Source organism: Streptomyces sp. NPDC097617, assembly GCF_044761485.1.
Taxonomy (GTDB): Bacteria; Actinomycetota; Actinomycetes; order Streptomycetales; family Streptomycetaceae; genus Streptomyces.
The window spans coordinates 105,092-131,312 of sequence record NZ_JBIWCL010000023.1; the positions used below are offsets into that span (position 1 = coordinate 105,092).

At 71.6% G+C, this 26,221-nt stretch carries 23 protein-coding genes, 1 tRNA gene and 1 pseudogene; 11 read left to right on the top strand and 14 right to left on the bottom strand.

Going from position 1 to position 26,221, the window contains the following annotated elements; translation table 11 throughout:
* Entirely contained in the window at positions 1-726 is a 726-nt protein-coding gene (locus tag ACIQZO_RS30290) for a class E sortase (protein WP_403632060.1), read from the top strand.
* A gap of 173 nt (positions 727-899) precedes the next feature.
* Here ACIQZO_RS30290 and pknB read toward each other — a convergent pair whose 3' ends face one another.
* The 6 genes from pknB to ACIQZO_RS30320 form a co-directional block, all read right to left on the bottom strand.
* Positions 900-2,924 (bottom strand): Stk1 family PASTA domain-containing Ser/Thr kinase, encoded by a 2,025-nt coding sequence (pknB, locus tag ACIQZO_RS30295; protein ID WP_403632063.1) that lies wholly within the window; start codon positions 2,922-2,924, stop codon positions 900-902.
* 195 nt (positions 2,925-3,119) lie between these two features.
* Entirely contained in the window at positions 3,120-4,586 is a 1,467-nt protein-coding gene (locus ACIQZO_RS30300) for a peptidoglycan D,D-transpeptidase FtsI family protein (RefSeq protein ID WP_403632065.1), read from the bottom strand.
* Complete coding sequence (locus ACIQZO_RS30305) at positions 4,583-6,007, bottom strand: FtsW/RodA/SpoVE family cell cycle protein (RefSeq protein WP_403632068.1); 1,425 nt, start codon at positions 6,005-6,007, stop codon at positions 4,583-4,585. The genes ACIQZO_RS30300 and ACIQZO_RS30305 overlap by 4 nt, the downstream gene beginning before the upstream one ends.
* A gap of 34 nt (positions 6,008-6,041) precedes the next feature.
* Complete coding sequence (locus ACIQZO_RS30310) at positions 6,042-7,502, bottom strand: PP2C family protein-serine/threonine phosphatase (RefSeq protein ID WP_403632071.1); 1,461 nt, start codon at positions 7,500-7,502, stop codon at positions 6,042-6,044.
* 147 nt (positions 7,503-7,649) lie between these two features.
* Positions 7,650-8,153, bottom strand: a complete 504-nt coding sequence (locus ACIQZO_RS30315; RefSeq protein WP_403632074.1) for an FHA domain-containing protein — start codon at positions 8,151-8,153, stop codon at positions 7,650-7,652.
* A 10-nt stretch (positions 8,154-8,163) separates the two neighbouring features.
* A complete protein-coding gene (locus tag ACIQZO_RS30320; RefSeq protein WP_403632077.1) occupies positions 8,164-9,024 on the bottom strand; it encodes an FhaA domain-containing protein in 861 nt (286 codons plus the stop codon).
* Between the two features lie 293 nt (positions 9,025-9,317).
* On the opposite strand from ACIQZO_RS30320, the gene ACIQZO_RS30325 reads away from it, so the two are divergent.
* The 6 genes from ACIQZO_RS30325 (at position 9,318) to ACIQZO_RS30350 (ending at position 14,817) form a co-directional block, all read left to right on the top strand.
* Positions 9,318-9,400 (top strand) — tRNA-Leu (locus tag ACIQZO_RS30325).
* A gap of 199 nt (positions 9,401-9,599) precedes the next feature.
* Positions 9,600-11,327: a sensor histidine kinase gene (locus tag ACIQZO_RS30330; protein ID WP_403632079.1), complete on the top strand. Its 1,728-nt coding sequence runs from the start codon at positions 9,600-9,602 to the stop codon at positions 11,325-11,327.
* A 9-nt stretch (positions 11,328-11,336) separates the two neighbouring features.
* Entirely contained in the window at positions 11,337-11,996 is a 660-nt protein-coding gene (locus tag ACIQZO_RS30335) for a response regulator (RefSeq protein ID WP_403632082.1), read from the top strand.
* A gap of 66 nt (positions 11,997-12,062) precedes the next feature.
* The gene (locus ACIQZO_RS30340) at positions 12,063-13,463 is read left to right on the top strand and encodes a DUF2252 domain-containing protein (RefSeq protein WP_403632085.1); all 1,401 of its coding nucleotides are present in this window, start codon (positions 12,063-12,065) and stop codon (positions 13,461-13,463) included.
* A gap of 178 nt (positions 13,464-13,641) precedes the next feature.
* The gene (locus ACIQZO_RS30345) at positions 13,642-14,403 is read left to right on the top strand and encodes a hypothetical protein (protein ID WP_403632197.1); all 762 of its coding nucleotides are present in this window, start codon (positions 13,642-13,644) and stop codon (positions 14,401-14,403) included.
* Between the two features lie 69 nt (positions 14,404-14,472).
* Entirely contained in the window at positions 14,473-14,817 is a 345-nt protein-coding gene (locus ACIQZO_RS30350; protein ID WP_403632088.1) for a rhodanese-like domain-containing protein, read from the top strand.
* A gap of 53 nt (positions 14,818-14,870) precedes the next feature.
* Here ACIQZO_RS30350 and ACIQZO_RS30355 read toward each other — a convergent pair whose 3' ends face one another.
* The 6 genes from ACIQZO_RS30355 to paaA all read right to left on the bottom strand — a co-directional run bounded on the left by ACIQZO_RS30355 (position 14,871) and on the right by paaA (position 19,864).
* Complete coding sequence (locus ACIQZO_RS30355; RefSeq protein ID WP_403632091.1) at positions 14,871-16,013, bottom strand: acyl-CoA dehydrogenase family protein; 1,143 nt, start codon at positions 16,011-16,013, stop codon at positions 14,871-14,873.
* Between the two features lie 161 nt (positions 16,014-16,174).
* On the bottom strand, positions 16,175-17,278 hold the full coding sequence (locus ACIQZO_RS30360; RefSeq protein WP_403632094.1) for a 2Fe-2S iron-sulfur cluster-binding protein: 1,104 nt from the start codon (positions 17,276-17,278) through the stop codon (positions 16,175-16,177).
* Positions 17,279-17,785 carry a 1,2-phenylacetyl-CoA epoxidase subunit PaaD gene (gene paaD, locus ACIQZO_RS30365; protein ID WP_403632097.1) on the bottom strand — a complete coding sequence of 169 codons (507 nt, stop codon included), beginning with the start codon at positions 17,783-17,785 and terminating at the stop codon, positions 17,279-17,281.
* Positions 17,779-18,525 (bottom strand): 1,2-phenylacetyl-CoA epoxidase subunit PaaC, encoded by a 747-nt coding sequence (gene paaC, locus ACIQZO_RS30370; RefSeq protein ID WP_403632099.1) that lies wholly within the window; start codon positions 18,523-18,525, stop codon positions 17,779-17,781. Before paaC ends, paaD begins: the two co-directional genes overlap by 7 nt.
* Positions 18,522-18,806, bottom strand: a complete 285-nt coding sequence (gene paaB / locus ACIQZO_RS30375; RefSeq protein ID WP_030009045.1) for a 1,2-phenylacetyl-CoA epoxidase subunit PaaB — start codon at positions 18,804-18,806, stop codon at positions 18,522-18,524. Before paaB ends, paaC begins: the two co-directional genes overlap by 4 nt.
* Complete coding sequence (paaA, locus tag ACIQZO_RS30380) at positions 18,803-19,864, bottom strand: 1,2-phenylacetyl-CoA epoxidase subunit PaaA (protein WP_403632102.1); 1,062 nt, start codon at positions 19,862-19,864, stop codon at positions 18,803-18,805. The genes paaB and paaA overlap by 4 nt, the downstream gene beginning before the upstream one ends.
* Positions 19,865-19,999: 135 nt before the next feature.
* Between paaA and ACIQZO_RS30385 the strand changes: the two genes are divergently transcribed.
* The 3 genes from ACIQZO_RS30385 to ACIQZO_RS30395 all read left to right on the top strand — a co-directional run bounded on the left by ACIQZO_RS30385 (position 20,000) and on the right by ACIQZO_RS30395 (position 22,707).
* Positions 20,000-20,662, top strand: a complete 663-nt coding sequence (locus ACIQZO_RS30385) for a DUF5819 family protein (RefSeq protein ID WP_403632104.1) — start codon at positions 20,000-20,002, stop codon at positions 20,660-20,662.
* Complete coding sequence (locus tag ACIQZO_RS30390) at positions 20,659-21,822, top strand: HTTM domain-containing protein (protein WP_403632199.1); 1,164 nt, start codon at positions 20,659-20,661, stop codon at positions 21,820-21,822. Before ACIQZO_RS30385 ends, ACIQZO_RS30390 begins: the two co-directional genes overlap by 4 nt.
* Before the next feature lie 123 nt (positions 21,823-21,945).
* Entirely contained in the window at positions 21,946-22,707 is a 762-nt protein-coding gene (locus ACIQZO_RS30395; protein WP_403632106.1) for a TrmH family RNA methyltransferase, read from the top strand.
* Here ACIQZO_RS30395 and ACIQZO_RS30400 read toward each other — a convergent pair.
* Positions 22,663-23,544: pseudogene (locus ACIQZO_RS30400) on the bottom strand (hypothetical protein); the annotation flags it as partial. The gene ACIQZO_RS30395 and the pseudogene ACIQZO_RS30400 sit on opposite strands and share 45 nt — an antisense overlap.
* Positions 23,545-23,720: 176 nt before the next feature.
* On the opposite strand from ACIQZO_RS30400, the gene ACIQZO_RS30405 reads away from it, so the two are divergent.
* On the top strand, positions 23,721-24,371 hold the full coding sequence (locus ACIQZO_RS30405) for a MerR family transcriptional regulator (RefSeq protein WP_403632109.1): 651 nt from the start codon (positions 23,721-23,723) through the stop codon (positions 24,369-24,371).
* A 48-nt stretch (positions 24,372-24,419) separates the two neighbouring features.
* Here ACIQZO_RS30405 and paaN read toward each other — a convergent pair whose 3' ends face one another.
* The gene (gene paaN, locus ACIQZO_RS30410) at positions 24,420-26,102 is read right to left on the bottom strand and encodes a phenylacetic acid degradation protein PaaN (protein WP_403632112.1); all 1,683 of its coding nucleotides are present in this window, start codon (positions 26,100-26,102) and stop codon (positions 24,420-24,422) included.
* Positions 26,103-26,221: the final 119 nt, after the last annotated feature.

Genomic DNA, 26,221 nt, shown 5'->3' on the forward strand with positions numbered 1-26,221 from the left:
GTGTCTCGTGCCAGCCGCCGCGCCGCGGCCCCGCCCGTCGGCAACCGCAGTGTGCTCGCCGGATTCCTGAGCCTGCTGGGCGAGGTCCTGATCACGGTGGGCCTGGTGCTGGGCCTGTTCGTGGCCTACTCGCTCTGGTGGACGAACGTGCTCGCGGACCGGCAGGCGTCGGCCCGCGGCGACGAGATCCGCCAGCAGTGGCAGAGCCCTTCCCCGCAGGCCGCGCAGCCCGGGGCGCTGGACACCCAGGACGGCGTGGGCTTCCTGCACGTACCGGCGATGAAGAACGGCGAGGTGCTCGTCAAGCCGGGGACCGACCCGGACATCCTCGACGACGGCGTCGCCGGGTACTACACGCAGCCGGTCAAGTCCGCGCTGCCGTGGGACGAGAAGGGCAACTTCTCGCTCGCCGCGCACCGGGACGGCCACGGGGCGAAGTTCCACGACATCGACAAGGTGAGGACCGGCGACGCGGTCGTCTTCGAGACCCGCGACACCTGGTACGTCTACAAGGTCTTCGCGGAGCTGCGCCAGACCTCGAAGTACAACACCGACGTGATCAGCGCGGTCCCCAGGGACTCGGGGAAGGCCGCCCCCGGCCGGTACATCACGCTCACCACCTGCACCCCGGTCTACACCTCGAAGTACCGCTACATCGTCTGGGGCGAGCTGGTCCGCACGGAGAAGGTGGACGCGAAGCGCACCCCGCCGGCCGAACTGCGCTGAACGCCCCGGCCGGGGCCCCAGAAGGCCCCTGTGGGCCGCGCGGGCGCCTCCTGAGCCCCACGGGGCCCAGGCGCCCCCGCGGGCGGGCAGAAGGCCGTACGGCGGCGGCACGTACAAAGGTCCGGTCCTTGCCCCCTGGAACGGGAGGCAAGGGCCGGACCTTCGTCGCTGCGCTAGTTGTTGCGGATCAGGCCGCCGAAGCCGCCGCCGTTGTTGTTGCCGCCCTGCTGGCCGCCGCCGCCGCCGACGATGAGGTTCACCGTCTGGCCCGCGTTGACCGGAGTGCCGGGCTGCGGGTCGGTGGCCAGCACGATCGCGTTGTCGTCCGACTGGCCGGCGACGATGCCGACCTTCAGGTTGGCGCGCCGCAGATCGTCCTTGTACTGACCGACGGTCCGGCCGGCGAAGTTGGGCACCACGGTCTGCGTCGAGGCCTTGGCGATGGTGATGTTCACCGTCTTGCCCACCTCGAGAGGCTGGCCCGCCTGGAACTGCTGTTCGACGACCGTGCCCGGTGCGGCACCGGGGGACTCGGTCTCCGTCACGCTGCCGAGCCTGAGCTTGGCATCCGTGAGGGCCTTGACCGCCTCGTCCTTCTTCTTGCCCCTGAGCTCCGGGACCTCGGACTTGGAGATCTCCTTGGCGACGGTCAGCGTGACGACGGTGTTCTTCTCCGCCTCCGTGCCGCCCTTCGGGGTCTGCTCCAGGACGGTCCCGGCCGGGCGGTCGGACTCCTGCGGCTTGCGCTCGACCTGGAAGCCCTTCTCCTTCAGCTGCTTCTCCGCCTCGTCGAAGCTGAGGCTCAGCACGTTCAGGACCGGCACCTTGGGCGCGCCCGAGGAGATCGTCACCGTGACCGTGGAGCCGTCTTCGACCTTGGCGTCGGCCGCGGGGTCCTGCTTGCAGACGTTGCCCTTGGGCTGGTCGTCGCAGGGCGCGTCGGAGCCCTTGACCACCTTGAGGCCTACGTTGTTGCCGCTCTTCTGCGCCTGTTCGAGGGTCTGGCCGATGAGCCTGGGCACGGAGGGCCGGTTGTCGGCGCCCTCACCGAAGAGGGAGCGGCCGATGAGGATCGCGCCGACGAGCACGAGGATGCCCGCCGCCACGAGCAGCACGGTGGACGCCTTGCTCTTCTTCTGGCGGCGGCCGGAGCCCTGGTCGTAGCCGCCGTGGCCCTGGTCGCCGTAGCCGTAGCCGCCGTCGCCCGGGGGCATCGGCGGCATCATCGACGTCTGGCCGCCGGGGTCGGTGGTGCGCAGGGCGGCCGTGGGCTGGTCGTAGCCCTGGTGCCCGTAGCCGTGACCCTGGTCGGGGTAGCCGTAGCCGGCCGCGCCCATGGTGGCGGTGGCGGCGACGGGCTGGCCGTCGAGGCAGGCCTCGATGTCGGCGCGCATCTCGTCGGCCGACTGGTAGCGGTAGTCGGGGTCCTTGACCAGTGCCTTGAGGACGATGGCGTCCATCTCGGGCGTGATCTCGGGGTCGAAGTTCGACGGCGGCTGCGGCTCTTCCCGTACGTGCTGGTAGGCGACGGCCACGGGGGAGTCGCCGACGAACGGGGGCCGGACGCTGAGGAGCTCGTAGAGCAGGCAGCCCGCCGAGTAGAGGTCGGAGCGCGCGTCGACCTGCTCGCCCTTGGCCTGCTCGGGCGAGAGGTACTGGGCGGTGCCGATGACGGCGGCCGTCTGCGTCATGGTCATGCCGGAGTCGCCCATCGCGCGGGCGATGCCGAAGTCCATGACCTTGACCTGGCCCGTGCGCGTCAGCATCACGTTGGCGGGCTTGATGTCGCGGTGCACGATGCCGGCGCGGTGCGAGTACTCCAGCGCCTGGAGGATGCCGATGCACATCTCCAGGGTGCGCTCGGGCAGCAGCTTGCGGCCCGAGTGCAGCAGCTCGCGCAGGGTGGAGCCGTCGACGTACTCCATCACGATGTACGGGATGGAGATGTTGTCGACGTAGTCCTCGCCGGTGTCGTAGACCGCGACGATCGCCGGGTGGTTCAGAGATGCGGCCGACTGGGCCTCGCGCCGGAACCGGGCCTGGAAGGACGGGTCACGGGCGAGATCGGCACGCAGGGTCTTGACGGCGACGGTACGGCCGAGCCGGGTGTCGTGGGCGAGGTAGACCTCAGCCATGCCACCACGGCCGAGCACGTGGCTCAGCTCGTACCGGCCGCCGAGGCGACGCGGCTCTTCCATAACGTTGCAGCCCTCTCCGTCAGTCCCGACCGCACCTGTGTGTGGTCCGGCGGTGTGCTGTTCGCGCAAAGGCTACCGGCCGATCGTCCGTGATCGGTTCGTGGCCACAGGCTGATACTGGACCGGTACCGTACGCTCGGATCCGGGTGGGATTCAGTGATGTGCGTCACTGCACTCCGGACCGTTCCTGCTCGGTCACCCCTTGCTGCCGAGCACCGCTTCCATGACCGCCTTGGCGACGGGGGCGGCCAGACCGCCACCGCTGATGTCGTCGCGGGCGGTGCCCTCGCTGTCCTCGATGACGACGGCGACGGCGACCGGCGAATTGCCGTCCGCACCCTCGGCGTAGGAGATGAACCAGGCGTACGGACGCTTCTTGTTGCCCTCGCCGTGCTGGGCGGTACCCGTCTTGCCGCCGACGGTCACGTTCTTGATCTTGGCCTTCTCGCCGGTGCCCTTTTCGACGACGTTGACCATCATCTGCTGGAGCTTCTCCGCGTTGCTCGCGGACAGCGGCCGGCTCATCTCCTGCGGCTCGTGCTTCTCGATGATGTCCAGGTTCGGCGCGGTGAGGTTGTCCACCATGTACGGCTTCATCAGCTTGCCGTCATTGGCGATCGCCGCCGTGACCATGGCCATCTGCAGCGGGGTGGCGGCGGTGTTGAACTGCCCGATGGCGCTCTGGGCGTTGCCGTCCTTGCCCATCTTCTTGTCGTAGATGCTGGCGAACGCGCGAACCGGGATGTCGATCTTGTCGTTGTTGAAGCCGAACTTCTCCGAGGTCTCCACCATCTTGTCGCGGGTGACCTTGTCGCCGAGGTTCGCGAAGACGGAGTTGCAGGAGATGCGCAGCGCCTCGTTGAGGCTGGCCTTCTCGCAACCGGTGTGGGAGTTCGGCAGCTGGGTCTTGGTGCCCGGGAGGATGTACGGCTCGGGAGTGTCCGTCGGGTCGTCGATGCCCTTGACCACGCCGTGCTCCAGGGCGGCCGCGGCGGTGACCACCTTGAAGGTGGAGCCGGGCGGGTACGTCTCGCGCAGGGCGCGGTTGACGAGCTTCTTGTCCTCGCTGTCCTTCAGCTCGACCCAGGCCTTTTCGTCGGTCTTGGAGTTGCCGGCGAAGCTGGAGGGGTCGTACGAGGGGGTGGAGACCAGGGCCAGGATGGCGCCCGTGCGCGGGTCGATGGCCGCGACGGCGCCCTTCTTCGTGCCGAGCTTCTCGAACGCGGCCTTCTGGGCATCGGGGTTCAGCGTGGTGACGACGTTGCCGCCCTGCTTCTTCTCCCCGGTGAACATGCCGATGGTGCGGTCGAAGAAGAGCCGGTCGTCGTTGCCGGTGAGGATGCCGTCCTCGAGCGACTCCAGCTGCGTGGAGCCGAAGGCCTGCGAGGCGTACCCGGTCACGGGAGCCCAGAGCTCGCCGCTCGTGTAGGTCCGCTTGTACTTGTAGTCGCTGCCGTCCGTGACCGCGGAGCCGGTGATCGGCTCGCCCTTGACGATGATGTTGCCGCGCTCGGTCGCGTACTGGGCGATCTGTACCCGGCGGTTCTCCTTGCGGGTACTGAGCTCCTCGGCCTGCACGTACTGCAGCCAGTTGGTACGGATCAGCAGGGCGAGGACGAGCAGCCCGCAGAACAGCGAGATGCGGCGCAGGGGCTTGTTCATGACGGACGGACCACCTGGGTCATCTCGGAGTCGGGGGACGGGGCGGGAGCCGGTGCGGGGCGGCGTGCGGTGTCACTGATCCGGATGAGGATGGCGATGAGGATCCAGTTCGCGAGGACGGAGGAACCGCCGGACGCGAGGAAGGGCATCGTCATGCCGGTGAGGGGGATGAGGCCCATGACGCCGCCGGCGACCACGAAGATCTGGAGCGCGAAGGCGCCGGAGAGGCCGATGGCGAAGAGCTTGCCGAACGGGTCGCGCGCGGCGAGGGCGGTGCGGACACCCCGCTCGATGATGAGCCCGTAGAGCAGGAGGAAGGCCATGACCCCGGCGAGGCCGAGTTCTTCGCCGACGGTGGAGAAGATGAAGTCGGAGTTGGCGGCGAAGCCGATGAGGTCGGAGTTGCCCTGGCCCCAGCCGGCGCCGAGGACCCCGCCGGAACCGAAGCTCATGATCGACTGGCCGACCTGCTCGCAGGCACCCGAGTCGACGTAGCAGGCGAAGGGGTCGAGCCAGGCGTTGACACGGGCCTTGACGTGGCTGGCGAAGGTGCCGACGACCACGGCGCCGCCCACCGACATCAGCAGGCCGATGACGATCCAGCTGGTGCGCTCGGTGGCCACGTACAGCATGATCACGAACATGCCGAAGAAGAGCAGCGAGGTGCCGAGGTCGTTCTCGAAGACGAGGACGAGCAGGCTCATCGCCCAGATCATCAGGATCGGGCCGAGGTCGCGGCCGCGCGGCAGGTAGAGGCCCATGAAGCGGCGGCTGGCCAGCGCGAGCGCGTCGCGCTTCACCATCAGGTAGCCGGCGAAGAAGATCGCGATGACGATCTTGGCGAACTCGCCGGGCTGGATGGAGAAGCCGCCCACGCTGATCCAGATCTTGGCGCCGAAGACGTCGGCGCCGAGGCCAGGGACGACGGGCAGGATCAGCAGGATCAGGGCGCCGGCCATCGAGATGTACGTGAACCTCTGCAGGACGCGGTGGTCCTTGAGGATCAGCAGGACGGCGGCGAACAGGGCGATGGCGAGCGCCGTGTACATCATCTGGCGCGGCGCGGAGGGGGAGAACCCGCCGAAGGCCCGCTTGGCGAGGGTCTGCAGGCGCTCGGACTGGTCCAGGCGCCAGATCAGGACGAGGCCCAGCCCGTTGAGGAGCGTGGCCAGCGGCAGCAGCAGCGGGTCGGCGTACTTGGCGTACCGGCGCACGACGAGGTGCGCGATCCCGGCGAGGGCGCCGAGGCCGAGGCCGTAGAGCACCATGCCGGGGGGCAGGGTGCCGTTGATCGCGAGGCCCACGTTGGCGTAGGCGAACATCGGGATGAGCACGGCGAAGCCGAGCAGCAGGAGCTCGGTGTTCCGCCTGCTCGGCAGCTCGATGGCGCCGATGGTGGTCGTGTTGGTGACAACGCTCATGGTGTGGCAGGCCCCCTGTGCCCGCGTATCTCTGCTACTTGCCGCACAGCCCGACCAGCTGCTGCTCTTCGGGAGTCAGGCTGGGGGCGGGTGTCGGGCTGTTCGTCGCCTCGGCGTTCCGGCGTTCCTCGTCCTTCTTGCACGCGGAGACCTGGACGCCCAGATCGTCGAGCTTCTTGCGCGCGCCGTCGAGGCTGCCCTCGCTGATGGTGGCCTCGACCAGCTTCCGCTTGAAGGGCGGCAGGTACTTCAGTTCGATGTCGGGGCGGTCGGTCTCCACCTTGGAGAGCTCCAGCGGCCCCAGCTTCGGGCTGATGCCGCGGAAGAGAGCGACGTGCTCGCCCTTCACGCCGACGTAGAACTGGGTCTGGGTCCAGCGCCAGCCCGCGTAGAGGCCGCCGCCGATGACGCCGGCGACGATGAGCAGGGTCAGCGTACGCGTGGTCCACTTGCGCCCTTTGCTGCGGCGCCTGCGGGGGTGGTCGTACGTGTCCTCGTAGCCGGAGTCGCCGTCGTAGGCGTCGGCCTCGCCGAAGCTGCCGTAGCCTCCGCCGCCGCCCTGGCTCTGGTCGGAGTACCCGTAACCGGGGGCCTCGCCGCTGCCGGGGGGGCCGAAGGCGCCGGGGGGCGGGGACTGGCGGCCGAGGCCGGAGGCCCGGCCGGCCGGGGTCTGCATGGCGTTGCCGCCGTCGAAGAGCTGGTGCTGGTTCTCGGCGACCGCGCCGACGACCACGGGGGTGTCGTTGACCTGGGCGGCGAGGGTGTCGCCGCTGTCGGTGTCGAGGACATCGGCGACGATGCAGGTGATGTTGTCGGGTCCGCCGCCGCGCAGCGCGAGCTGGATCAGGGACTGCACGGTCTCGCGGGGACCGTGGTAGTCGGCGAGGGTCTCTTCCAGGGTCTGGTGGGAGACGACGCCGGAGAGCCCGTCGGAGCAGATCAGGTAGCGGTCGCCCGCCCGGACCTCACGGATGGAGAGGTCGGGTTCGACGATGTCGCCGCTGCCCAGCGCGCGCATCAGGAGGGAGCGCTGCGGGTGCGTGGTGGCTTCCTCCTCCGTGATGCGTCCCTCGTCGACGAGGCGCTGCACCCAGGTGTGGTCCTGGGTGATCTGGGTGAGGACGCCGTCGCGGAGCAGGTAGGCGCGGGAGTCGCCGACGTGGACGAGCCCGAGGCGCTGACCGGTCCACAGCAGGGCGGTCAGGGTGGTGCCCATGCCCTCGAGCTGGGGGTCCTCCTCGACCATGACGCGCAGCTGGTCGTTGGCACGCTGCACGGCCGTGGCGAGGGAGGTCAGGATGTCGGAGCCCGGGACGTCGTCGTCGAGCTGCACGAGGGTGGAGATCACCTCGGAGCTCGCGACCTCGCCGGCGGCCTGGCCTCCCATGCCGTCGGCGATCGCGAGGAGCCGGGGACCGGCGTAGCCGGAGTCCTCGTTCCCCTCACGGATCATGCCCTTGTGTGATCCGGCGGCGAACCGCAAGGACAGACTCATGCGCACCTGCCCTGTCGACGAAGCTGCCTCCGGGTACAACCGGTCTCGAGCCACACTGCCCACCCTCCGGTCGGGAGCGCGCTCGGGTCCGTGTCCTCGGTGGGACGGATCGCCGCCGCGCGCTCGCTCCGCTCGCTCATTCTCGTACTACTTCCGCAGCTCGATGACGGTCTTGCCGATGCGGATCGGTGCGCCCGGCGGAATGGGCGTCGGGGTGGTCAACCGGGTCCGGTCGAGATACGTGCCGTTGGTGGACCCGAGATCCTCGACGATCCACTGGCCGTCACGGTCGGGATAGATCCTGGCATGGCGGCTGGACGCGTAGTCGTCGTCCAGCACGATCGTGGAGTCGTGCGCGCGGCCCAGCGTGATCGTCTGGCCGGCGAGGGCCACCGTGGTTCCCGTGAGGATGCCCTCGGACACGACGAGCTTGGTGGGTGCGCCGCGGCGCTGGCGCTGCTGCGGTGGCGCGGCCTGGCGGCCCGCCTGCTGCGGGGTGCCACCGGCACCACCGCCGCCGCGACGGGACCCGCGCTGGGTCACGCGCGTCCCGAAGAGATCGCTGCGAATGACCTGAACGGCCACGATGACGAACAGCCACAGAACGGCCAGGAAACCCAACCGCATGACCGTCAGGGTCAGCTCTGACATTGCCCCCGCTTCACCCTTCGGCTTGCCGGTAAATGATGGTGGTACTGCCCACGACGATCCGCGAGCCGTCGCGGAGCGTAGCGCGGGTGGTGTGCTGCCCGTCCACCACGATGCCGTTGGTGGACCCGAGATCCTGGATCGTCGAGGGCGTTCCGGTCCGGATCTCACAGTGCCGGCGGGATACGCCGGGATCGTCGATCCGCACGTCGGCTTCCGTGCTCCGGCCGAGTACGAGCGTGGCGCGCGAGATCTGGTGGCGGGTGCCGTTGATCTCGATCCAGTGCCGCCGGGGTCCGCCCGAGTTCGCCGCGGGGGCGACTGAGACGGGTCCGCCCGGAGCGGGCCGTCGCGCGCCGGGCCCGCCCGGGGGCGGGGCGCTGGGCATCGGCGGGGCCGCGACCGGCGGATAGCCATATCCGCTTTGCGGCTGGTTCTCCGGCGGCGGGTAGCCGTAGCCGCCCTGGGGGGACGGCGGTCCCGCCTGCGGCTGCGAGGTGCTGGAGGCGAGGGTGCGACTGCGGACCCGGTAGAGCCCGGTGTCGAGGTCCTCGGCCTTCTCCAGCTGGACCTTGATGGGGCCCATGAAGCTGTAGCGCTGCTGCTTGGCGTAGTCGCGGACGAGGCCCGCGAGCTCGTCGCCGAGCTGCCCGGAGTAGGGACTCAGGCGGTCGTAGTCACCGGCGCTGAGCTCGACGATGAAGTCGTTCGGGACGACGGTCCGCTCGCGGTTCCAGATGGTGGCGTTGTTGTCGCACTCACGCTGGAGGGCTCCGGCGATCTCCACCGGCTGGACCTCGGACTTGAACACCTTGGCGAAGGTGCCGTTCACCAGACCTTCGAGTCGCTGCTCGAACCGCTTCAGAACTCCCATGGGGCACCTCCTCCGTCGTTGTCGCCCTGTACTGCTTACTGATCGTATCCACGCGTGGCGGATTCGGGTGGTTCCCCATCGCACCTGTGAGGACGAGTGTTGGTCCTCACAAGCGATCGTAGGGGCGCCCCAGGGACAGTGTCCCGCACCAGGGGCGGAGTGCGGGAGGGGCCGTCCGAACCGGGGTGCGTGGGGGCCGGGAAAGCGATGTGAATCCACCCCGTTCTCCGTGCTAATCTTTCGACGTCGCCAGGGGAACGGCCCGAAAGGGAAGATCCACTGGGGAGCCGCTCGGGCGAGTGGCGGAACGGCAGACGCGCTGGCTTCAGGTGCCAGTGTCCTTCGGGACGTGGGGGTTCAAATCCCCCCTCGCCCACATCAACGAAACGGTCGTCATCGCGAAAGCGGTGGCGGCCGTTTCGTGTTTCTCCCCACTCTTCTTTTTCTTTGCGGCGGTTTCCGGCCAGGAGTGATCCAGGACACGTCCAGGGAGCCGCTGCGACGTACGTGGCTCATGTCGCGGGGACCGTCCGACTTTCGTCGTGCGGGACGCGACGAAAGAGGGCGGCCGGGGCATGGTGCGGGTGTCTAGGGTCGGGCGGGTGGATGCGAAGGCGAAGACGCGTGCCGGCTGGGACTGGCTGACGGGCCCGGAGCCGTGGACCCGGCGGATGCTGGTGGGGGATCTGGCCCTCGGCGGCGTACTGGCCATCCTCGGGCTGGGCGTCGAGGAGGTCAGCAACGCCTCCGGGCGGCGGATGCTGCTCGGAGCCGTGGCCGCGGTGGTGTTGACGCTGACGCGCCGCAGGCTGCCGGGGACGACGCTCGTGTTCGCCTCCGGCGTGGTCACCTTCCTGCCCGGCGCCTTTTTCGTCCTGCCCCTGCTGGGCTGGTCGGCCGGCCGGCGGATCGTCGGCGTGGGCCGGGCGCTGGCCGCCTTCACGCTGGCCTTCGTGGCGGCGATCGGCTGCAGCGTGGTGGACCAGTGGTCGCAGATGCAGCCCCTGCTGGTGATCGTGTTCTCCACGCTGATGTTCCTGGCGACGACCGTGATGCCGGGTCTGGCCAGCCGGTACTGGTCGCAGCGCCGCACCCTGCTGCGCGCGCTCCAGGAGCGCAACGGTCAATTGCTGCGCGAGCGGGCCATGGTCGCCGGGCAGGCGAGGCTGCGCGAGCGCCAGCGCATCGCCCAGGACATGCACGACAGCCTGGGCCACCAGCTGGCCCTGATCTCCGTGCACACCGGGGCGCTGGAGGTGGATCCGCAGCTCACGGACCGCCAGCGCGATGCGGTGGGGGTGCTGCGGCAGGCCTCGGTGGCCGCGATGCACGAGCTGCGCGAGGTCGTCGGCATCCTGCGCGACGGGGTCGAGGCGCCCGCGCCCGCGGAGGAGGCCCAGCGCGCGGCGCGCGGGGTGGCCGGTATCGCGGGGGTCGTGGAGGCGGCGCGGGGCTCGGGCACCGACGTACGGCTGACCACCTCGGGCCGGCCGAGGCCGCTGGTCGCTGCGTGCGACCACGCCGCCTACCGGATCGTGCAGGAGGCCCTGACGAACGCGTACAAGCACGCGCCCGGGGCGCCGATCGCCGTGGAGCTGCGGTTCGAGGACGACTCACTGGTGGTGGAGATCGCCAACGGCCCGTCGCCCGGCCCGGCCGCCGACGAGGTGGTCTCGGGCGGGCAGGGCCTGACGGGGCTGCGCGAGCGGGCCCGGCTGGTCGGCGGGATGGTGCACGCGGGCCCCGCCGAGGGCGGCGGGTTCCGGGTGGCCGGGGTCCTGCCGTACGGGGCGGAGCCGGCGGGCGTGGTGGACGTGGCCGACGACTTCGGGCAGCAGGCGCACGCGTACGCGCGCGGTCCGCTGCCGGTACGCGGCGGCGAGCAGCCGATGGACTGGGCGGCGGTGGACCGGGAGCTGGCCGTGCGCGTGCCCAGCCGCTCCGGTGGTGTCGCGGTGGGCTGCGGGATCGCGTTCGCGGCGGTGGTGCTGCTGGTGATCGTGTTCGGGGCCGGAGTGGTGCTGCTGGTGGACACGGCGAGCGACGCGATGATCGACCGGGACGAGTACGACGCCGTGCACGTGGGTGAGGCGGAGCAGAGCGTCCGCGACCGGCTGCCCGCCGGGGAGAACTTCATGACGGCCGGGGCCGCCAGGAAGGGCCCGTCGCGGCCGCTCGGCTCGGACTGTCTGGCCCTGCTGGCCGAGGACCAGCCGAGCGGCCTGGGAACGGACCGGATCTTCCGGTTCTGCTTCCAGGACGGCAAGCTCGTGGAAAAGCAGGAGTACGAGGTCAAGCAGTAGGAGCGCGGGGTGACAGCCGAAGTGATCAGAGTGGTGATCGCCGACGATGAGCCACTGATCCGGGCCGGGATCAGGATGATCCTGACCTCGGCGACGGACATCGAGGTCGTCGCGGAGGCGGCCAACGGCAGGGAGGCGGTGGACCTGGCCCGCTCGCACGCGCCCGACGTGGTGCTGCTGGACATCCAGATGCCGGTGATGGACGGGCTGACCGCGCTCGGGGAGCTGCGGCGGGCCGTGCCGGAGGTGCGGGCGCTGATCCTGACCACCTTCGGCGAGAAGGAGAACGTGCTGCGGGCGCTTGGCGAGGGCGGCGCGGGGTTCCTGCTGAAGGACTCGGCGCCGGGCGAGCTGATCGGGGCGGTCCGGGCGGCCGCGGCCGGGGACGCGTACCTCTCGCCGGGGGCGACCCGGCACGTGGTCGACCAGCTCGCGTCCGGGAAGGCCGCCGTGCGCGGGGAGGCGGCCCGGCGTCAGGTGGCGGAGCTGAGCGAGCGGGAGCGCGGTGTGCTGGCGCTGCTGGGCGAGGGGCTGTCCAACGCGGACGCGGGCCGGCGGCTGCACATGAGCGAGGCGACCGTGAAGACGTACGTGAGCCGCATCCTCGCGAAGCTGGACTGCGACAACCGGGTGCAGGCGGCGCTGCTGGCCAGGGACGCCGGGCTGTAGATACGGTCAGCCCGTTCGGGCAGGGATCAACGGGATCGACGAAGTGAACGGGTGGGGGCGGCGTCTATGGCGGCGATAGCGGGTCAGCGGATTCCGGACGTGGCGGGGTTCGCGCCGAGGGCGGCGGCCGGCTCTCCGAAGGAGGAGGGCAAGGCGCTGCGCGCCCGTGTGGCGAGGTCGGCGCACGCCGCCTTCACGGCGCCGGCCGACCGGCCGGACGCCGTGCGCGCCGTCGAGGAGTCCAACGCCGGGCGGGTGCCCGAGCTGACGCCGATACGGGTGGGCCGGATGGCCGCGAACCCCTTCGCCTTCCTGCGCGGTGCGGCCGGGCTGATGGCCCACGACCTGTCCGGCGGACCGGTGACCGGCGTCGGCGCGCAGATCTGCGGCGACGCGCACGCGGCGAACTTCGGTCTGTACGGGGACGCGCGCGGGCGGCTCGTCATCGACCTCAACGACTTCGACGAGACCGTGTTCGGCCCGTGGGAATGGGACGTGAAGCGGCTGGCGGCCTCGCTGGTGCTGGCCGGCCGGGTGGCGGGCGCGGACGAGGACACCTGCCGGGCGGCCGCCCTGGACGCGGTGGGCGCCTACCGGCGCACCATGCGGCTCCTGGCGAAGCTGCCCGCCCTCGACGCGTGGAACGCCATCGCCGACGAGGAGCTGGTCTCGCACACCGACGCCCGCGATCTGCTGGGCACGCTGGAGCGGGTCTCCGAGAAGGCCCGCAACAACACCTCCGCCCGGTTCGCCGCCAAGTCGACGCGGATAGGGCCCGACGGCGGCCGCCGCTTCGTCGACGCGCTGCCCGTGCTGCGCCGGGTCGGGGACGCGGAGGCCGCGGCCGTGGCGGCCTCGCTCGGCCCCTACCTCCGGACGCTCCAGGGCGACCGGCTGCCGCTGCTGGCCCGGTACGCGATCCAGGACGTGGCCTTCCGCGTGGTGGGCACCGGAAGCGTCGGCACCCGCTCGTACGTGGTCCTGCTGCTGGACCACCGGGGCGAACCGCTGGTGCTCCAGGTCAAGGAGGCCCGGCCCTCGGTGCTGCTGCCGCATCTGCCCGGGCTGGGCTTCGCACCGGCCCCGGAGCAGCACGAGGGCCTGCGGGTGGTGGCCGGTCAGAAGCGGATGCAGGTGGTCTCCGACATCATGCTCGGCTGGACCACGGTGGAGGGCCGCCCGTTCCAGGTGCGGCAGTTCCGCAACCGCAAGGGCAGCGTGGATCCGGCGGCACTGGCCGTCGACCAGATCGACGACTACGGGCGGATGACCGGCGCCCTGCTGGCCCGGGCGCACGCGCACAGCGTCGATCCGCGGCTGCTGGCCGGGTACTGCGGCAAGAACGACGAGCTGGATGTGGCGATGGCCGCCTTCGCCGTGGCCTACGCCGACCGCACCGAGGCTGATCACGCCGATCTGGTGGCGGCGGTACGGGCCGGCCGGATCGCGGCGGAGACCGGAGTCTAGGACGCGCGGGCCCCTTCGCGGCGGGCGATGTTTCACGTGAAACATCGCCCGCGCGGACGGGCCGTAGGCTGGCCGGGTGAGCGAGCAGACCGAGCAGCCTGAGCAGACCGTCCCCGGTGATTGCGGTGACTCCTCCGTCACGGGCGGGGAACACACCGAGGAGCGCCCCGAGGCGCGCCTGGAGCGGGCCGTACGGGCCGCTGAGCAGGCGCTGATCGAGTTCGAGATCGCGGTGGAGACCTTCCGGGTCGAGGTGGAGAATTTCTCCCGCCTGCACCACCAGAAACTCGGCCCCATGTACACGCGTCTCGACGAGCTGGACGCGTTGATCGCCGAGGCGAAAGCGTCCCGCAGCGGCGACCCCGAGGACCTGCGGCGGGCGAAGGAAGCGCGCTCGCTGGTCATGCCGATGCCCGGGGTGGACGAGCTGTTCCACGACTGGCTGGGCTCGGACGGTATCTCCGACGACGCCTCCGCGATGCTGACCGACCGCCCCGTGCGGCCGCCGGAGCGGGTGCGCCCCTCGGAGGAGGTCCGCCGCCTGTACCGCGAGCTGGTCCGCCAGGCCCACCCCGACCTCGCCCAGGAGGAGACCGAGCGCGAGCGGCGCGACGCCTTCATCGCGCGGGTCAACGCGGCCTACGGGCGGGGCGACGAGCGGCTGCTGCGCGAGCTGGCCGAGGAATGGGCGGCGGGACCGGCGCCCGAGGCCACGGCGCCGGGCGAGAGCGAGGAGCTGTACGCGCGGCTGGAGTGGCTGGCACGCCGCAAGGAGCTGCTGTCGCTCGTCGCGAAGGAGCTGGAGGAGAGCGCGATCGGGTCGATGCTGAGGATGGCCCCCGAGGACCCCGACCGGCTGCTGGAGGAGATCGCGGAGCAGCTGCTCGCGCAGGTGTCCGAGCGCGAGGCGGAGCTGGCCGAGGCGCTCGCCGCCGAGTGAGCCCGGTCTGCCCGTACCGGGTGGTCGGATAGGTTGTCAGCAGATCCGTGAAGAGAGAAGGCGACAGCTATGAACTTCGGACCGCTTCCCTCGGTGGACGCCGCCGCGGTGCCCTCCGAAGGCTTTGTCCTCGACGTCCGTGAGGACGACGAATGGGCGGCCGGCCACGTCGAGGGTGCCCTGCACATCCCGATGAGCGACTTCGTGGCCCGCTTCGGTGAACTGACCGAAGCCGTCGAGGACGGTCGCCGGGTGCATGTGATGTGCCGGGTCGGCGGGCGCTCCGCGCAGGTCACCCAGTACCTGGTGCGCCAGGAGATCGACGCCGTGAACATCGACGGCGGGATGCAGGCCTGGGACGGTGCCGGGCGCCCGATGGTGACGGACAGCGGGAACCCGGCCTTCGTGCTGTAGCCGACCCTGCCTGCTGCCTGCTGCCTGCTGCCCAGCGGCCCGCTGTCCGCGGCTCAGGCGAGGGGGTGGGCGGCCAGCAGGTCGCCCAGGGCCTCCTCGTGCGCTGCGGCCGGGCCGAGCTGGAGCTCCAGCTGCTTGGCCCAGGCGTGGTAGCGGTGCAGCGGGTAGTCGGTGTCGGCGCCGAAGCCGCCGTGCAGGTGCTGTGCGGTCTGGACGACCCGGCGCACGCCCTCCGAGGCCCAGATCTTGGCGACCGCGACGTCACCGGAGCTCGGCAGCGGTCCGCCGGCGCCGTCGGTCGCGGCATCGAGCCGCCAGGCGGCCTGCCACAGGGTGACCTCCATGGCGCGCAGGTCGATGTACCGGTCGGCGGCCTGGACGGCGACGGCCTGGAAGGTGGCCACGGGGAAGCCGAACTGCTCGCGCTTGGCGGTGTACTGGCTGGTCATGGTGAGGACGTTCTCGCCGAGTCCGAGCGCCAGCGCGCAGGTCCCGGTGGCGAGGAGCTGGCGGAGCCGCTCCCAGGCGCCCGGGGTCCGGATGAGGTGGGTCCCGGCCACCCGTACACCGTCGAGGGCGAGTTCGGCGAGCCGCTCCCCGCTGGTGGAGACCTGTTCGGCGAGGGCGAGGCCCCCGGCGGTGCGCGGGACGAGTGCGAGGACGGCCTCGCCCTCACCCGTGTGGGCGGGTACGGCGATCCAGTCCGCGCCGTGCGCCCAGGGGACGGCGGTCTGGGTGCCTTCCAGGATCCACGCGTCGCCGTCGCGGCGGGCGATGACGGCCAGTTCGGCCGGGTCGTGGCCGGAGCGCCCGTGGGCGGCGGCGGTGAGTACGAGCGTGCCGCGCCCGGCGCCCGGCAGCAGGGCGGCCGCCAGTTCGGGGCTGCCGTGGGCCTGTACGGCCATGGCGGTGGCGCAGTGCTCCAGCAGCGGGACCCGCGCCAGCACCCTGGCGGCCTCGCGGAGCACCAGGCACAGGGCGATGGCGTCCAGGCCCGCTCCGCCGTGCTCCTCGGCGAGGACCAGGCTCAGCACGTCCGACCCGGCGAGCTTGGCCCACAGCGGGCGGTCGAAGTCCTCGGCGACGGCCCCCGGGGTCAGCGCGGGGCTGGGCACGCCGTCGGCCGCGACGTCCGCGAAGACGGCCCGGGCCGCCTCGACGGCGGCCTGCTGCTCCTCGGTGAAGGTGAAGTCCACTGCCTGTCCTCCCGCACGTTCGGGTCTGACGGTGTCGCTTCTGACGGTCTCGCGTCTGACGGTGCGTCAAGATAGAACAAGTTCTTGAAAATGGACAGGCCTTGAAAACGGTCAGGCCCCTGTCGTGGGACAGGGGCCTGACCGGAGGGACCTCGTTCCGCTCAGCGGTCGAAGTCGATCTCCACTTCCTCGGTGACCGGGTGCGACTGGCAGGCCAGGACGAACCCGGCCTCCGTCTCCTCGGCCTCCAGCGCGAAGTTCCGCTCCATCCGCACTTCGCCCGAGACCACGAACGCCCGGCAGGTGCCGCAGACCCCGCCCTTGCAGGCGTACGGGGCGTCCGCGCGGTTGCGCAGCACGGCGTCCAGCAGGGACTCGCCGTCCTGGACCGGCCAGGTGCCCGAGCGGCCGTCGAGCCGTGCGGTGACCCGCCCGTGCGCGGCGGCCGTCCCGGCGGTGGCGCGGGCCGTCGGCGCGGTGTCCTCGACGTGGAAGATCTCCTCGTGCACCCGGGTCCGGGGGACGCCGAGCGCGGCCAGGGTCCGCTCCGCGCCCTGCACCAGGCCGTACGGGCCGCACAGGAACCAGCCGGTCACCTCCGTCACCGGCAGCAGCGCGGGCAGCAGGGCCGCCAGCCGCTCCTCGTCCAGCCGCCCCGAGGGCAGCCCGGACTCCTGCTCCTCCCGGGACAGGACCGTCACCAGCTGGAACCGCGCCGGATAGCGGTCCTTGAGGTCGGCGACCTCCTCGAGGAACATCGTCGAGGCCGCCGTACGGTCGCTGCGCACGAGGCAGAAGCGGGCGTCGGGTCGGGCGGCCAGCAGGCTCGCGGCGATCGACAGCACCGGCGTGATGCCGCTGCCGCCGACGATGGCCGCATAGTGCGCCGAGGCCGGGGCGGCGGTGGGCTCCAGCACGAAGCGCCCGGCCGGGACCATGACGTCCAGCACGTCCCCCGCGGCGATCTCCTTGTGCGCGAAGGTGGAGAACTCGCCGCCCTCCACCAGCCGCACCCCGACCCGCAGCCACGCCGGGCCGGGGCCGGCCGCGGACGGCGCCGCGGAGCAGATCGAGTAGGTGCGGCGGACCTCCATACCGCCCTCGGGGGCGGCGCGGCGCAGCGTCAGGTGCTGGCCCGGGGCGTGCCGGTAGTCCTCGCGCAGTTCCTCGGGAACGCGCAGGGTCAGTGCCACCGAGTCGTCGGTGAGCCGGTCGACTGCCGCCACCGTCAGCGGGTGAAACGCGCCGTGGCGGGGGGCGGCCATCTAGAGCTCCTTGAAGTGGTCGAACGGCTCGCGGCAGGCGGTACAGCGGCGCAGCGCCTTGCATGCGGTGGAGGAGAAGCGGCTCAGCAGCTCGGTGTCGGTCGACCCGCAGTTCGGGCAGCGGACCGACAGGGTGAGCAGGACCGGTCCGCCGGCCGCGTGCGGCCGGGGCGGGGCGATGCCGAACTCGGCGAGCTTGCGGCGGCCCTCCGCGCTGATGTCGTCGGTCGACCAGGCGGGGGCGAGCACCGTGATCACCCGCACCTCGGGGATGCCGTGGCCGGTCAGGGCCCGCTCGATGTCGGCGGACATGGCCTCGATGGCCGGGCAGCCGGTGTAGGTCGGGGTGAGGGTGACCTCGGCGTGGCCGTCCTCGTGCATCCGCACCCCGCGCACCACGCCGAGCTCCCCGAGGGTGAGCACGGGCAGCTCCGGGTCCGGGACGGAGCCGGCCAGCGTGGCCAGCTCCGCCTCCAGGCGGGTGGTTCCGGCGTCGGCGGTCACCATGACGCCCCCGGGTGGCTGCGGTGCAGGTGCTGCATCTCGGCGAGCATCCGGCCGAAGGATTCGGTGTGCAGGCCCTGCCGGCCGGCTCCCGCCGCCCAGGCGCCGGTGCGCGGTCCCTGGGGCAGGTCGAGCCCCGCCCGGTCCAGTACGCCGGTCAGGGCGGCCAGCCAGCGCTGCTCCAGGGCGGCCGGGTCCAGGCCGTCGAGTCCCTCCACCGGCTGGAACATCTCGCCGGTGAACTTCCACAGCGCGTCGAGGGCGGCCCGCATGCGGTTGCGGCTCTCCTCGGTGCCGTCGCCGAGCCGCAGGGTCCACTGCTCGGCGTGGTCGCGGTGGTACGCGGTCTCCTTGACGGCCTTGGCCGCCAGCGGGGCGAAGGGGCCGTCCCCGCGGGCGAGCTCCCCGTAGACCTCGTGCTGGTAGAAGGAGAAGTAGAGCTGGCGGGCGATGGTGTGGGCGAAGTCGCCGTTCGGCTGCTCGACCAGCTGGAGGTTGCGGAAGGACCGCTCCTCGCGCAGGAACGCCAGCTCGTCCTCGTCGCCGACGAGGGACAGCAGGATCCGGGCCTGGCCGAGCAGGTCGAGCGCGATGTTGGCGAGGGCGACGTCCTCCTCCAGGACGGGGGCGAACCCGGCCCACTCGCCGAGGCGGTGGGAGAGGATCAGCGCGTCGTCGCCGAGCGCCAGTGCCGCGGCGGCGGTGGCGCCGGTGAGGCCGGTGGTGGTGTCGGTGCCGGTCACAGGTGGCTCACCCCCTCCGGGATGTCGTAGAAGGTCGGGTGCCGGTACGGCTTGTCCGCGGACGGGGCGAAGAAGGGGTCCCGCTCGTCCGGCGAGGAGGCGGTGATCTCGGTGGAGGGCACCACCCAGATCGAGATGCCCTCACCGCGCCGGGTGTAGAGGTCGCGGGCGTTGCGCAGGGCCATCTCCGCGTCGGGGGCGTGCAGGCTTCCCGCGTGCGTGTGCGAGAGGCCGCGGCGCGAGCGCACGAACACCTCCCACAGGGGCCAGTTCTGCGTCATACCCGTGCCTCCTCGTTCTGTCCGGCGGGGTTCGCCGCTTGCTGTGCCGCTTGCTGTGCCGTCTGCTTCCGCGCGTAGGCCGCGGCCGCGTCGCGCACCCAGGCGCCGTCCTCGTGGGCCTTGCGCCGCTGGCCGATCCGCTGCTCGTTGCAGGGGCCGTTGCCCTTGAGCACCTCCCAGAACTCGGCCCAGTCGATGGCGCCGAAGTCGTGGTGCCCGCGCTCCTCGTTCCACGTGAGGTCGGGGTCGGGAAGGGTGAGGCCGAGGGACTCGGCCTGCGGGACGGCGATGTCCACGAACCGCTGGCGCAGCTCGTCGTTCGAGTGGCGCTTGATGCGCCAGGCCATCGACTGCGCCGAGTGCGCCGACTCGTCGTCCGGCGGGCCGAACATCATCAGCGACGGCCACCACCACCGGTCGACGGCGTCCTGGGCCATCGCGTGCTGCTCCTCGGTGCCCCGGGAGAGGGCGAGGAGCAGTTCGTACCCCTGGCGCTGGTGGAAGGACTCCTCCTTGCAGATCCGGACCATGGCGCGCGCGTAGGGCCCGTAGGAGCAGCGGCAGATCGGCACCTGGTTGGTGATCGCTGCGCCGTCCACGAGCCAGCCGATGGCGCCGACGTCCGCCCAGGTCAGGGTGGGGTAGTTGAAGATCGAGGAGTACTTCTGCTTGCCCGAGTGGAGCTTGTCGAGCAGCTCGTCGCGGCTGGTGCCGAGGGTCTCGGCCGCGCTGTACAGGTACAGCCCGTGGCCGGCCTCGTCCTGCACCTTGGCCATCAGGATCGCCTTGCGGCGCAGCGAGGGCGCGCGGGTGATCCAGTTGGCCTCGGGCTGCATGCCGATGATCTCGGAGTGGGCGTGCTGAGCCATCTGACGCACCAGGGAGGCGCGGTACTCGTCGGGCATCCAGTCGCGCGGCTCCACGCGCTCGTCGGCCGCCACGGCCGCGTCGAATGCCGCCGCGAGCTGTGCGCCCAGGTCAGCCGTCATGCCTGTCCCGTCCGTCCCGTCTGTCCCGAGGGCCGTGTCCGGCCCCGATTCCGGGGTCACTGCCACCATTCCGGCCCCCTCTGAGAGTCCGCTGTCCGCCCGACCGACCGATCGTTCGGTTCATCCGCTTCAATGGTGAGACGGCGGCCCGTAGGGTGTCAACCTCTGAGGTCAACCCTGTGGATGCCGGACGATCGGGTGGGGATGGATTCGAACGAGCACGAGCCCGCCGAAAGGGCCGCTCCGCCACCCCCGCGGGCGCCCGGAATGGCCGGTCTGTCCACCCCGTTCCGGGTCGTGGCAGCCCTGGCCCTCGGGGCGATCGGGGTGGCCGCCTGCGCGCACCTCGCGCTCGTCTTCCTGCACGTGGCCCCGACCAACACGCTGAGCAAGCAGCACGCGCAGACGATCGACGGCTGGATCTACCCAGAGTTCGAACAGAACTGGAAGCTCTTCGCCCCGAACCCGCTCCAGCAGAACATCGCGGTGGAGGCGCGCGCGGAGGTCCGCGGCGCCGACGGCGAGGTGACCGCCACGCCCTGGAGCGACCTGAGCGCCGAGGACGGTGCGGCCATCCGGCACAGCCTGCTGCCGAGCCACACGCGGCAGAACGAGCTCCGCCGGGCCTGGGACTTCTTCACCGGCTCCCACGACGAGGACAACAAGCCGAACGGCGATCGCGGGCAGCTGTCCGAGGAGTACCTGCGGCGGATCGCGGTGAACCGGCTCTCCCCCCGGTACCCGGACGGGACCGTGCTGCGGATCCAGCTGCGCTCGGCGACCACGGCGGTGCCCGCGCCGCAGTGGAGCACCGAGACCACCGACACCCAGACCTACTACCGGGAGCTGCCGTGGTGGACGGTGTGAGGCGCGCCCGCGAGGCGGCGGGCCGACTGGCCGCGCAGGTCACCGGGCAGGTGCTGGGCCCGTACCAGAGCGCCGTGGTCCGCATCGGCTTCGCCGCGACCTGGCTCTTCTTCCTGCTGCGGGAGTTCCCGCACCGGGCCGAGCTGTACGGGCCGGACGGGCCGTGGAGCTGGGCGCTGGCGGAACGGCTGATCGACTCCAACCACGCCTTCACGGTGCTGATGTGGTCCGACTCGGGACTGTGGTTCGAGATCGTCTACGCGGTGTCCGTACTGGCGAGCCTGGGGCTGCTGCTGGGCTGGCGGACGCGGGCGACCTCGGTGCTCTTCATGATCGGAGTGCTGTCGCTGCAGAACCGCAGCGTGTTCATGGGCGACGGCGGGGACAACGTCATCCACCTGATGGCGATCTACCTGGTGCTGACCCGGTGCGCGCAGGTGTGGTCGCTGGACGCGCGCCGGGCCCGTACCTGCGGCTCGGCGACGGCCGGGGCGGCCGGCCCGGTGCTGTGGGGCGTGCTGGGGGCGGTGTTCGCCTTCGGCGCGGCGACCGGGCGGTTCGGGTACGGCTGGCTGGCGGCGTTCGCGGTGGTGTGGGTGGGCTGCGGGCTGTGGTGGATGGTCGACCGCTACGAGCCGGAGGGCGAGGGGCGGGCGGTACTGGACGTCCTCGCCAACCTGCTGCACAACGCGGGCATGTTGGTGATCATGGCCGAGGTCTGCCTGATCTACGCCACGGCGGGCTGGTACAAGATCCAGGGCTCCCGGTGGCAGGACGGGACGGCCCTGTACTACCCGCTGGGGCTGGACTACTTCACCCCGTGGCCGGCGCTGTCGGCGCTGGTGGCGGGCAGCGGGACGCTGGTGATGCTGCTGTCGTACGGGACGGTGGTGGTGCAGGTGGCGTTTCCGTTCACCCTGTTCAACCGGCGGATCAAGAACGTGCTGCTCGCGGTGATGATGCTGGAGCACGCCGGGATCGCGGTGCTGCTGGGGTTGCCGTTCTTCTCTCTGGCGATGATCGCCGCGGACGCGGTGTTCCTGCCGACCGGGTTCCTGGTGTGGCTGGGGGTACGGGTCGCCGCGCGGCGGCGGCGTGCCGTGGAGCCGGCGGCGGATCCCGCCGAGCCGGTGCCCGTGGCGGTGCCGGGGCCGCGCTGACGGTGCCGCGCCGACGGTGCCCTGCGGCGCCGCTCCACCGGGCTCCGCCCCGGACCCCGCGCCTCAAACGCCGGCGAGGCTGGATGTGGCGGAGGGTTCCCGCGCGGACCTTAGGGTCGGGGTATGGACGAGACGGTGCGGGAATGGCGGGAGGCCGAGCGGGCGGGGGGTCTCGTGCTGCTCGACGGATTTCACGCGGTGAAGCACGCCCTGCGGTTCGGGGCCGATGTGCGGATGGTCATCGCCGAGGATCCCGCCGCCGTACGGGCACTGGCCCGGGAACTGGCTCCGGACGTCGAGGCCGCCGTGGAGCGGCTGGTGCGGCGGGCCGACCTCAAGGAGGTGCTGCCCCGCGTGCACCCCACCGGGGTCGCGGCCCTCGCGGTACGGCCCGACCGGGCGGCCGGCCTCGCCGGGCTGGGGCGGCTGCCCCGGCCGGCGCCCGTGGTCGTCCTCGACAATCCCCGCAACCTCGGCAACGTCGGCGCCGTCGTCCGGCTCGCCGCCGGCTTCGGCGCCACCGGCGTGGTGACCCGCGGCGACCTCGACCCCTGGCACCCGAACGTGGTCCGGGCCGGGGCCGGTCTGCACTACGCCACCACCGTCGAGCGCCTCGAGTGGGACGAGCTGCCGCCCGGCCCGCTCTACGCGCTCGACCCCGAGGGCGCCGACATCCGCGCCCTCACCCTCCCCGACGACGCGCTGCTGGCCTTCGGCTCGGAGCGCCACGGGATCTCACCGGAGCTGCGCGCCCGGGCCGACCACCTCGTCTCCCTGCCGATGCGTCCCCAGGTCTCCAGCTACAACCTCGCCACCAGCGTGGCCATGGCCCTCTTCCACTGGGGCGGCCCCCCGGCCGGCGAACAGGGCTGCGAGCACTCCTAGAGCGCCCCCGGCGACGATCGCCGCGGCCGCGCCGAGCGTGGTCCCGTCCGGGTGGATCAGCGCCTGGCCGCGCAGGGCCTGCCAGGTCACCAGCCCGAAGGTGGCCGCGTAGACCCCGGCCGCGACCAGGGTCAGGCGCAGCCGCACCCGTTCCGCGCGCAGCAGGGCGAAGCGGCCGCCGAGGGCGGCCAGTACGAGGACGAACAGGGGGAGCAGCTGCAGTGCGTGCATGCCGAAGAAGTGCGGGATGCGCAGGTCGCCGCCGGTGGTCGACCAGCCGGTGAGCGGCATCGCGGGTCCGCCGTCCGGCACTCCCACGTTGTGGGCGCCCACTACGGGTGAGTCCTCGGCCGCGAGCTGGGCCTCGGTCGGGATGGCCATCAGGAAGCCGAGTCCGGCGCCCGTGAGGGCGAGGACGGCGGCGATCCGGATCGACCAGGTGGTGGCCCGGTCGACCACGCGGGTGCGGAAGAGCAGTACGGCGATCACGAGCGTGGCCGTCCACAGGACGACGACGGTATTGGCCATGGCGCTGTAGATCTGCTCGTCGAGGGGTGTCCGCTGGTTGAAGTGGCTCTGCCTGCCCCGGATCACCTGGCCCGTGATGAGCAGCATCTCCACCAGGCTGGTCGCGACGACGACCGTACCGGCCCACCAGGCGGGCCTGCGCAGGCCGGGGCGGGCGGCGACGGCCAGCGAGATCATCCAGGCCAGGCTGAGGGAGTAGCCGACGAACGAGACGGCGAACTTGAAGGGCTTGGCCCAGATCGGCGCACCCACCAGCATCCGGTCGTCGACGGCGAGGCCCACGGCCGAGCCGACGGCCCACACCGCCATCACCCCGGCGAACAGGGTCAGTGGCCGGTGCCAGGTGCGTAAGGCGGACAGTGACGCGGATTTCGACGCAGGCATGGGCCCCCCAGAAGAATGGATAGTGACGCTCGCCGCTATCTGATAGCTCCACTATCTATGATGGGCCGGGAACGGGGCAAGAAGAAACGAGTGAACAGACCATGCGCATCGGAGAGTTGAGCCGCCGTACCGGAGTGCCGGTACCGACGATCAAGTACTACGTACGGGAGGGCCTGCTCCCGCCGGGCGAGCTGAGCAGCCCCAACCAGGCGAGCTACGGCGACGGGCACGAGCGGCGGCTGCGGCTGGTCCGGGCCCTGCTGGAGGTCGGCGGGCTGTCGGTCGCTGCCATCGGAGACGTCCTCGCGGCCATCGACGACAGGGAGCAGCCCGTGCACAAGCTGCTCGGCACCGCCGCCCGGCGGCTGGTGCCCGAATACGGCGACGGCGGGTCGTCCCAGGACGACGCCGAGGCGGTGCTGGCGCGGGAGCGGGTGACGCGGCTGGTCGAGGCGCGCGGCTGGCACGTCCACCCCGGCAACCGGGCGGCCGAGGCGCTTCAGGCCGCGCTCGCCTCACTCGCGCGGGTGGGCCACGGCTCCTTCGCCGAGCTGCTCGACGTCTACGCCGACGCGGCCGAGCAGGTGGCCCGGGCGGATCTGGACTACACCGCACGCCGGGCCGACCGCGAGGACCTGGTCGAGGCGGTGGTCGTGGGCACGGTGGTGGGCGACGCGATGTTCGCGGCCCTGCGCCGGATGGCCCAGGTGGACGCCTCCTCCCGCGTCTTCGGCCAGGCGGGGCAGGAGTAGCGGGAGCAGGAGGAGCGCGGTCCACCCGGGCCGGGTCGCGGCGCGCGGTTACGCCTGGCGGCGCACCTCCACCACGCGGAAGCGGTTGGCGACGAAGGCGCCGTCGCACAGGGCCGCGTTGGCCGCCGGGTTGCCGCCGGAGCCGTGGAAGTCCGAGAACGCGGCGGTCTGGTTGACGAACACCCCGCCGGTCAGGTTCAGGGAGAGCTGCGCGGACTCCTCCAGGCAGACCTCCTCGATCGCCCGCTCGGTGTCCGCCGACGTCGTGTACGCGCCCACCGTCATGGCGCCCTTCTCCCGCACCGTGCGGCGCAGGAGGTCGAGGGCGTCGGCGGTGGTGTCCACCGCGACCGCGAAGGAGACCGGGCCGAAGCACTCGGAGAGGTACGGCGCCTCCGGGTCGGGCTTCGCGGCGTCCAGCTTGACCATGACGGGGGTACGGACCACCGCGTCCGGGAACTCGGGGTTCACGACCTCCCGGGAGGCCAGCGCGACCTCGCCCAGGGCGGCAGCGGCCTCCAGCCGGGTCCTGACGTCCGGGTTGACCAGCGCGCCGAGCAGCGCGTTGGCCCGGGCGTCGTCGCCCAGCAGGCCGCCGACCGAGGCGGCGAGGTCGGCGACGACCTCGTCGTAGCTCTTGTGGCCGGCGTCCGTCGCGATGCCGTCGCGCGGGATCAGCAGGTTCTGCGGGGTGGTGCACATCTGGCCGCTGTACAGGGACAGCGAGAACGCCAGGTTGGACAGCATCCCCTTGTAGTTGTCGGTGGAGTCCAGGACGACGGTGTTGACGCCGGCCTTCTCCGTGTAGACCTGGGCCTGGCGGGCGTTGGCCTCCAGCCAGTCACCGAACTCGGTGGACCCGGTGTAGTCGATCAGCTTGATCTCGGGGCGGACCGCGAGGGACTTGGCGATGCCCTCGCCCGGACGCTCGACCGCGAGCGCCGCCAGGTTCGGGTCGAAGCCGGCCTCCGCCAGGACCTCGCGCGCGACCTGGACGGTCAGCGCGAGCGGCAGCACGGCCCGCGGGTGCGGCTTGACCAGCACCGCGTTGCCGGTGGCGAGGGAGGCGAACAGCCCCGGGTAGCCGTTCCAGGTCGGGAAGGTGTTGCAGCCGATCATGAGGGCGATGCCGCGCGGGACGGCGGTGAAGGTCTTGCCGAGCTCCAGCGGGTCCTTCTTGCCCTGCGGCTTGGACCAGTCGGCCTGGCCCGGGACCCTGGTCTGCTCCTCGTACGCGTAGGCCACGGCCTCCAGGCCGCGGTCCTGCGCGTGGGGGCCGCCGGCCTGGAACGCCATCATGAAGGCCTGGCCGCTGGTGTGCATGACCGCGTGCGCGAACTCGTGGGTCCGGGCGGAGATGCGGGCCAGGATCTCGATACAGACCAGGGCGCGCGCCTCGGGTCCCGCGTCGCGCCAGGCGCCCATGCCGGCCTTCATCGCGGGCAGCAGTACGTCCGGGTCCACGTGCGGGTACTCGATACCCAGCTCCGGGCCGAAGGGGGACACCTCGGCGCCCGTCCAGCCGTCGGTGCCGGGCTGGCCCAGGTCCAGCCGGGTGCCGCGGACGGCCTCGAACGCGGCGAGACCGTCGGCGGGCGCGGTCTCGCCGTACGCCTTGGGGTGCTCGGGATGCGGGGACCAATAGGCACGGCTGCGGATCGCCGACAGGGCCTGGTCCAGGGTGGGCCGGTGCTTGGCGGACAGCTGGGGGACGGTGAGCTCGGCGGCCATCAGGGACCAACTCCTCGTTGAGCCGGGCGAAGAACAGGAGACTGGAGTTAGAGTAACCGAACGATCGGTCGGGACAAGAGGGCCCGGCGGACCTGTGGATAAGTGTGTGCGGGAGGATC

Excerpts from the sequence above, each read along its gene's own strand:
- pknB (WP_403632063.1), bottom strand. The coding sequence starts at position 2,924 with ATGGAAGAGCCGCGTCGCCTCGGCGGCCGGTACGAGCTGAGCCACGTG.
- ACIQZO_RS30300 (WP_403632065.1), bottom strand. The coding sequence starts at position 4,586 with ATGAACAAGCCCCTGCGCCGCATCTCGCTGTTCTGCGGGCTGCTCGTC.
- ACIQZO_RS30305 (WP_403632068.1), bottom strand. The coding sequence starts at position 6,007 with ATGAGCGTTGTCACCAACACGACCACCATCGGCGCCATCGAGCTGCCG.
- ACIQZO_RS30310 (WP_403632071.1), bottom strand. The coding sequence starts at position 7,502 with ATGAGTCTGTCCTTGCGGTTCGCCGCCGGATCACACAAGGGCATGATC.
- ACIQZO_RS30315 (WP_403632074.1), bottom strand. The coding sequence starts at position 8,153 with ATGTCAGAGCTGACCCTGACGGTCATGCGGTTGGGTTTCCTGGCCGTT.
- ACIQZO_RS30320 (WP_403632077.1), bottom strand. The coding sequence starts at position 9,024 with ATGGGAGTTCTGAAGCGGTTCGAGCAGCGACTCGAAGGTCTGGTGAAC.
- ACIQZO_RS30330 (WP_403632079.1), top strand. The coding sequence starts at position 9,600 with ATGGTGCGGGTGTCTAGGGTCGGGCGGGTGGATGCGAAGGCGAAGACG.
- ACIQZO_RS30340 (WP_403632085.1), top strand. The coding sequence starts at position 12,063 with ATGGCGGCGATAGCGGGTCAGCGGATTCCGGACGTGGCGGGGTTCGCG.
- ACIQZO_RS30350 (WP_403632088.1), top strand. The coding sequence starts at position 14,473 with ATGAACTTCGGACCGCTTCCCTCGGTGGACGCCGCCGCGGTGCCCTCC.
- ACIQZO_RS30360 (WP_403632094.1), bottom strand. The coding sequence starts at position 17,278 with ATGGCCGCCCCCCGCCACGGCGCGTTTCACCCGCTGACGGTGGCGGCA.
- paaD (WP_403632097.1), bottom strand. The coding sequence starts at position 17,785 with ATGGTGACCGCCGACGCCGGAACCACCCGCCTGGAGGCGGAGCTGGCC.
- paaB (WP_030009045.1), bottom strand. The coding sequence starts at position 18,806 with ATGACGCAGAACTGGCCCCTGTGGGAGGTGTTCGTGCGCTCGCGCCGC.
- paaA (WP_403632102.1), bottom strand. The coding sequence starts at position 19,864 with ATGGTGGCAGTGACCCCGGAATCGGGGCCGGACACGGCCCTCGGGACA.
- ACIQZO_RS30385 (WP_403632104.1), top strand. The coding sequence starts at position 20,000 with ATGGATTCGAACGAGCACGAGCCCGCCGAAAGGGCCGCTCCGCCACCC.
- ACIQZO_RS30395 (WP_403632106.1), top strand. The coding sequence starts at position 21,946 with ATGGACGAGACGGTGCGGGAATGGCGGGAGGCCGAGCGGGCGGGGGGT.
- ACIQZO_RS30405 (WP_403632109.1), top strand. The coding sequence starts at position 23,721 with ATGCGCATCGGAGAGTTGAGCCGCCGTACCGGAGTGCCGGTACCGACG.
- paaN (WP_403632112.1), bottom strand. The coding sequence starts at position 26,102 with ATGGCCGCCGAGCTCACCGTCCCCCAGCTGTCCGCCAAGCACCGGCCC.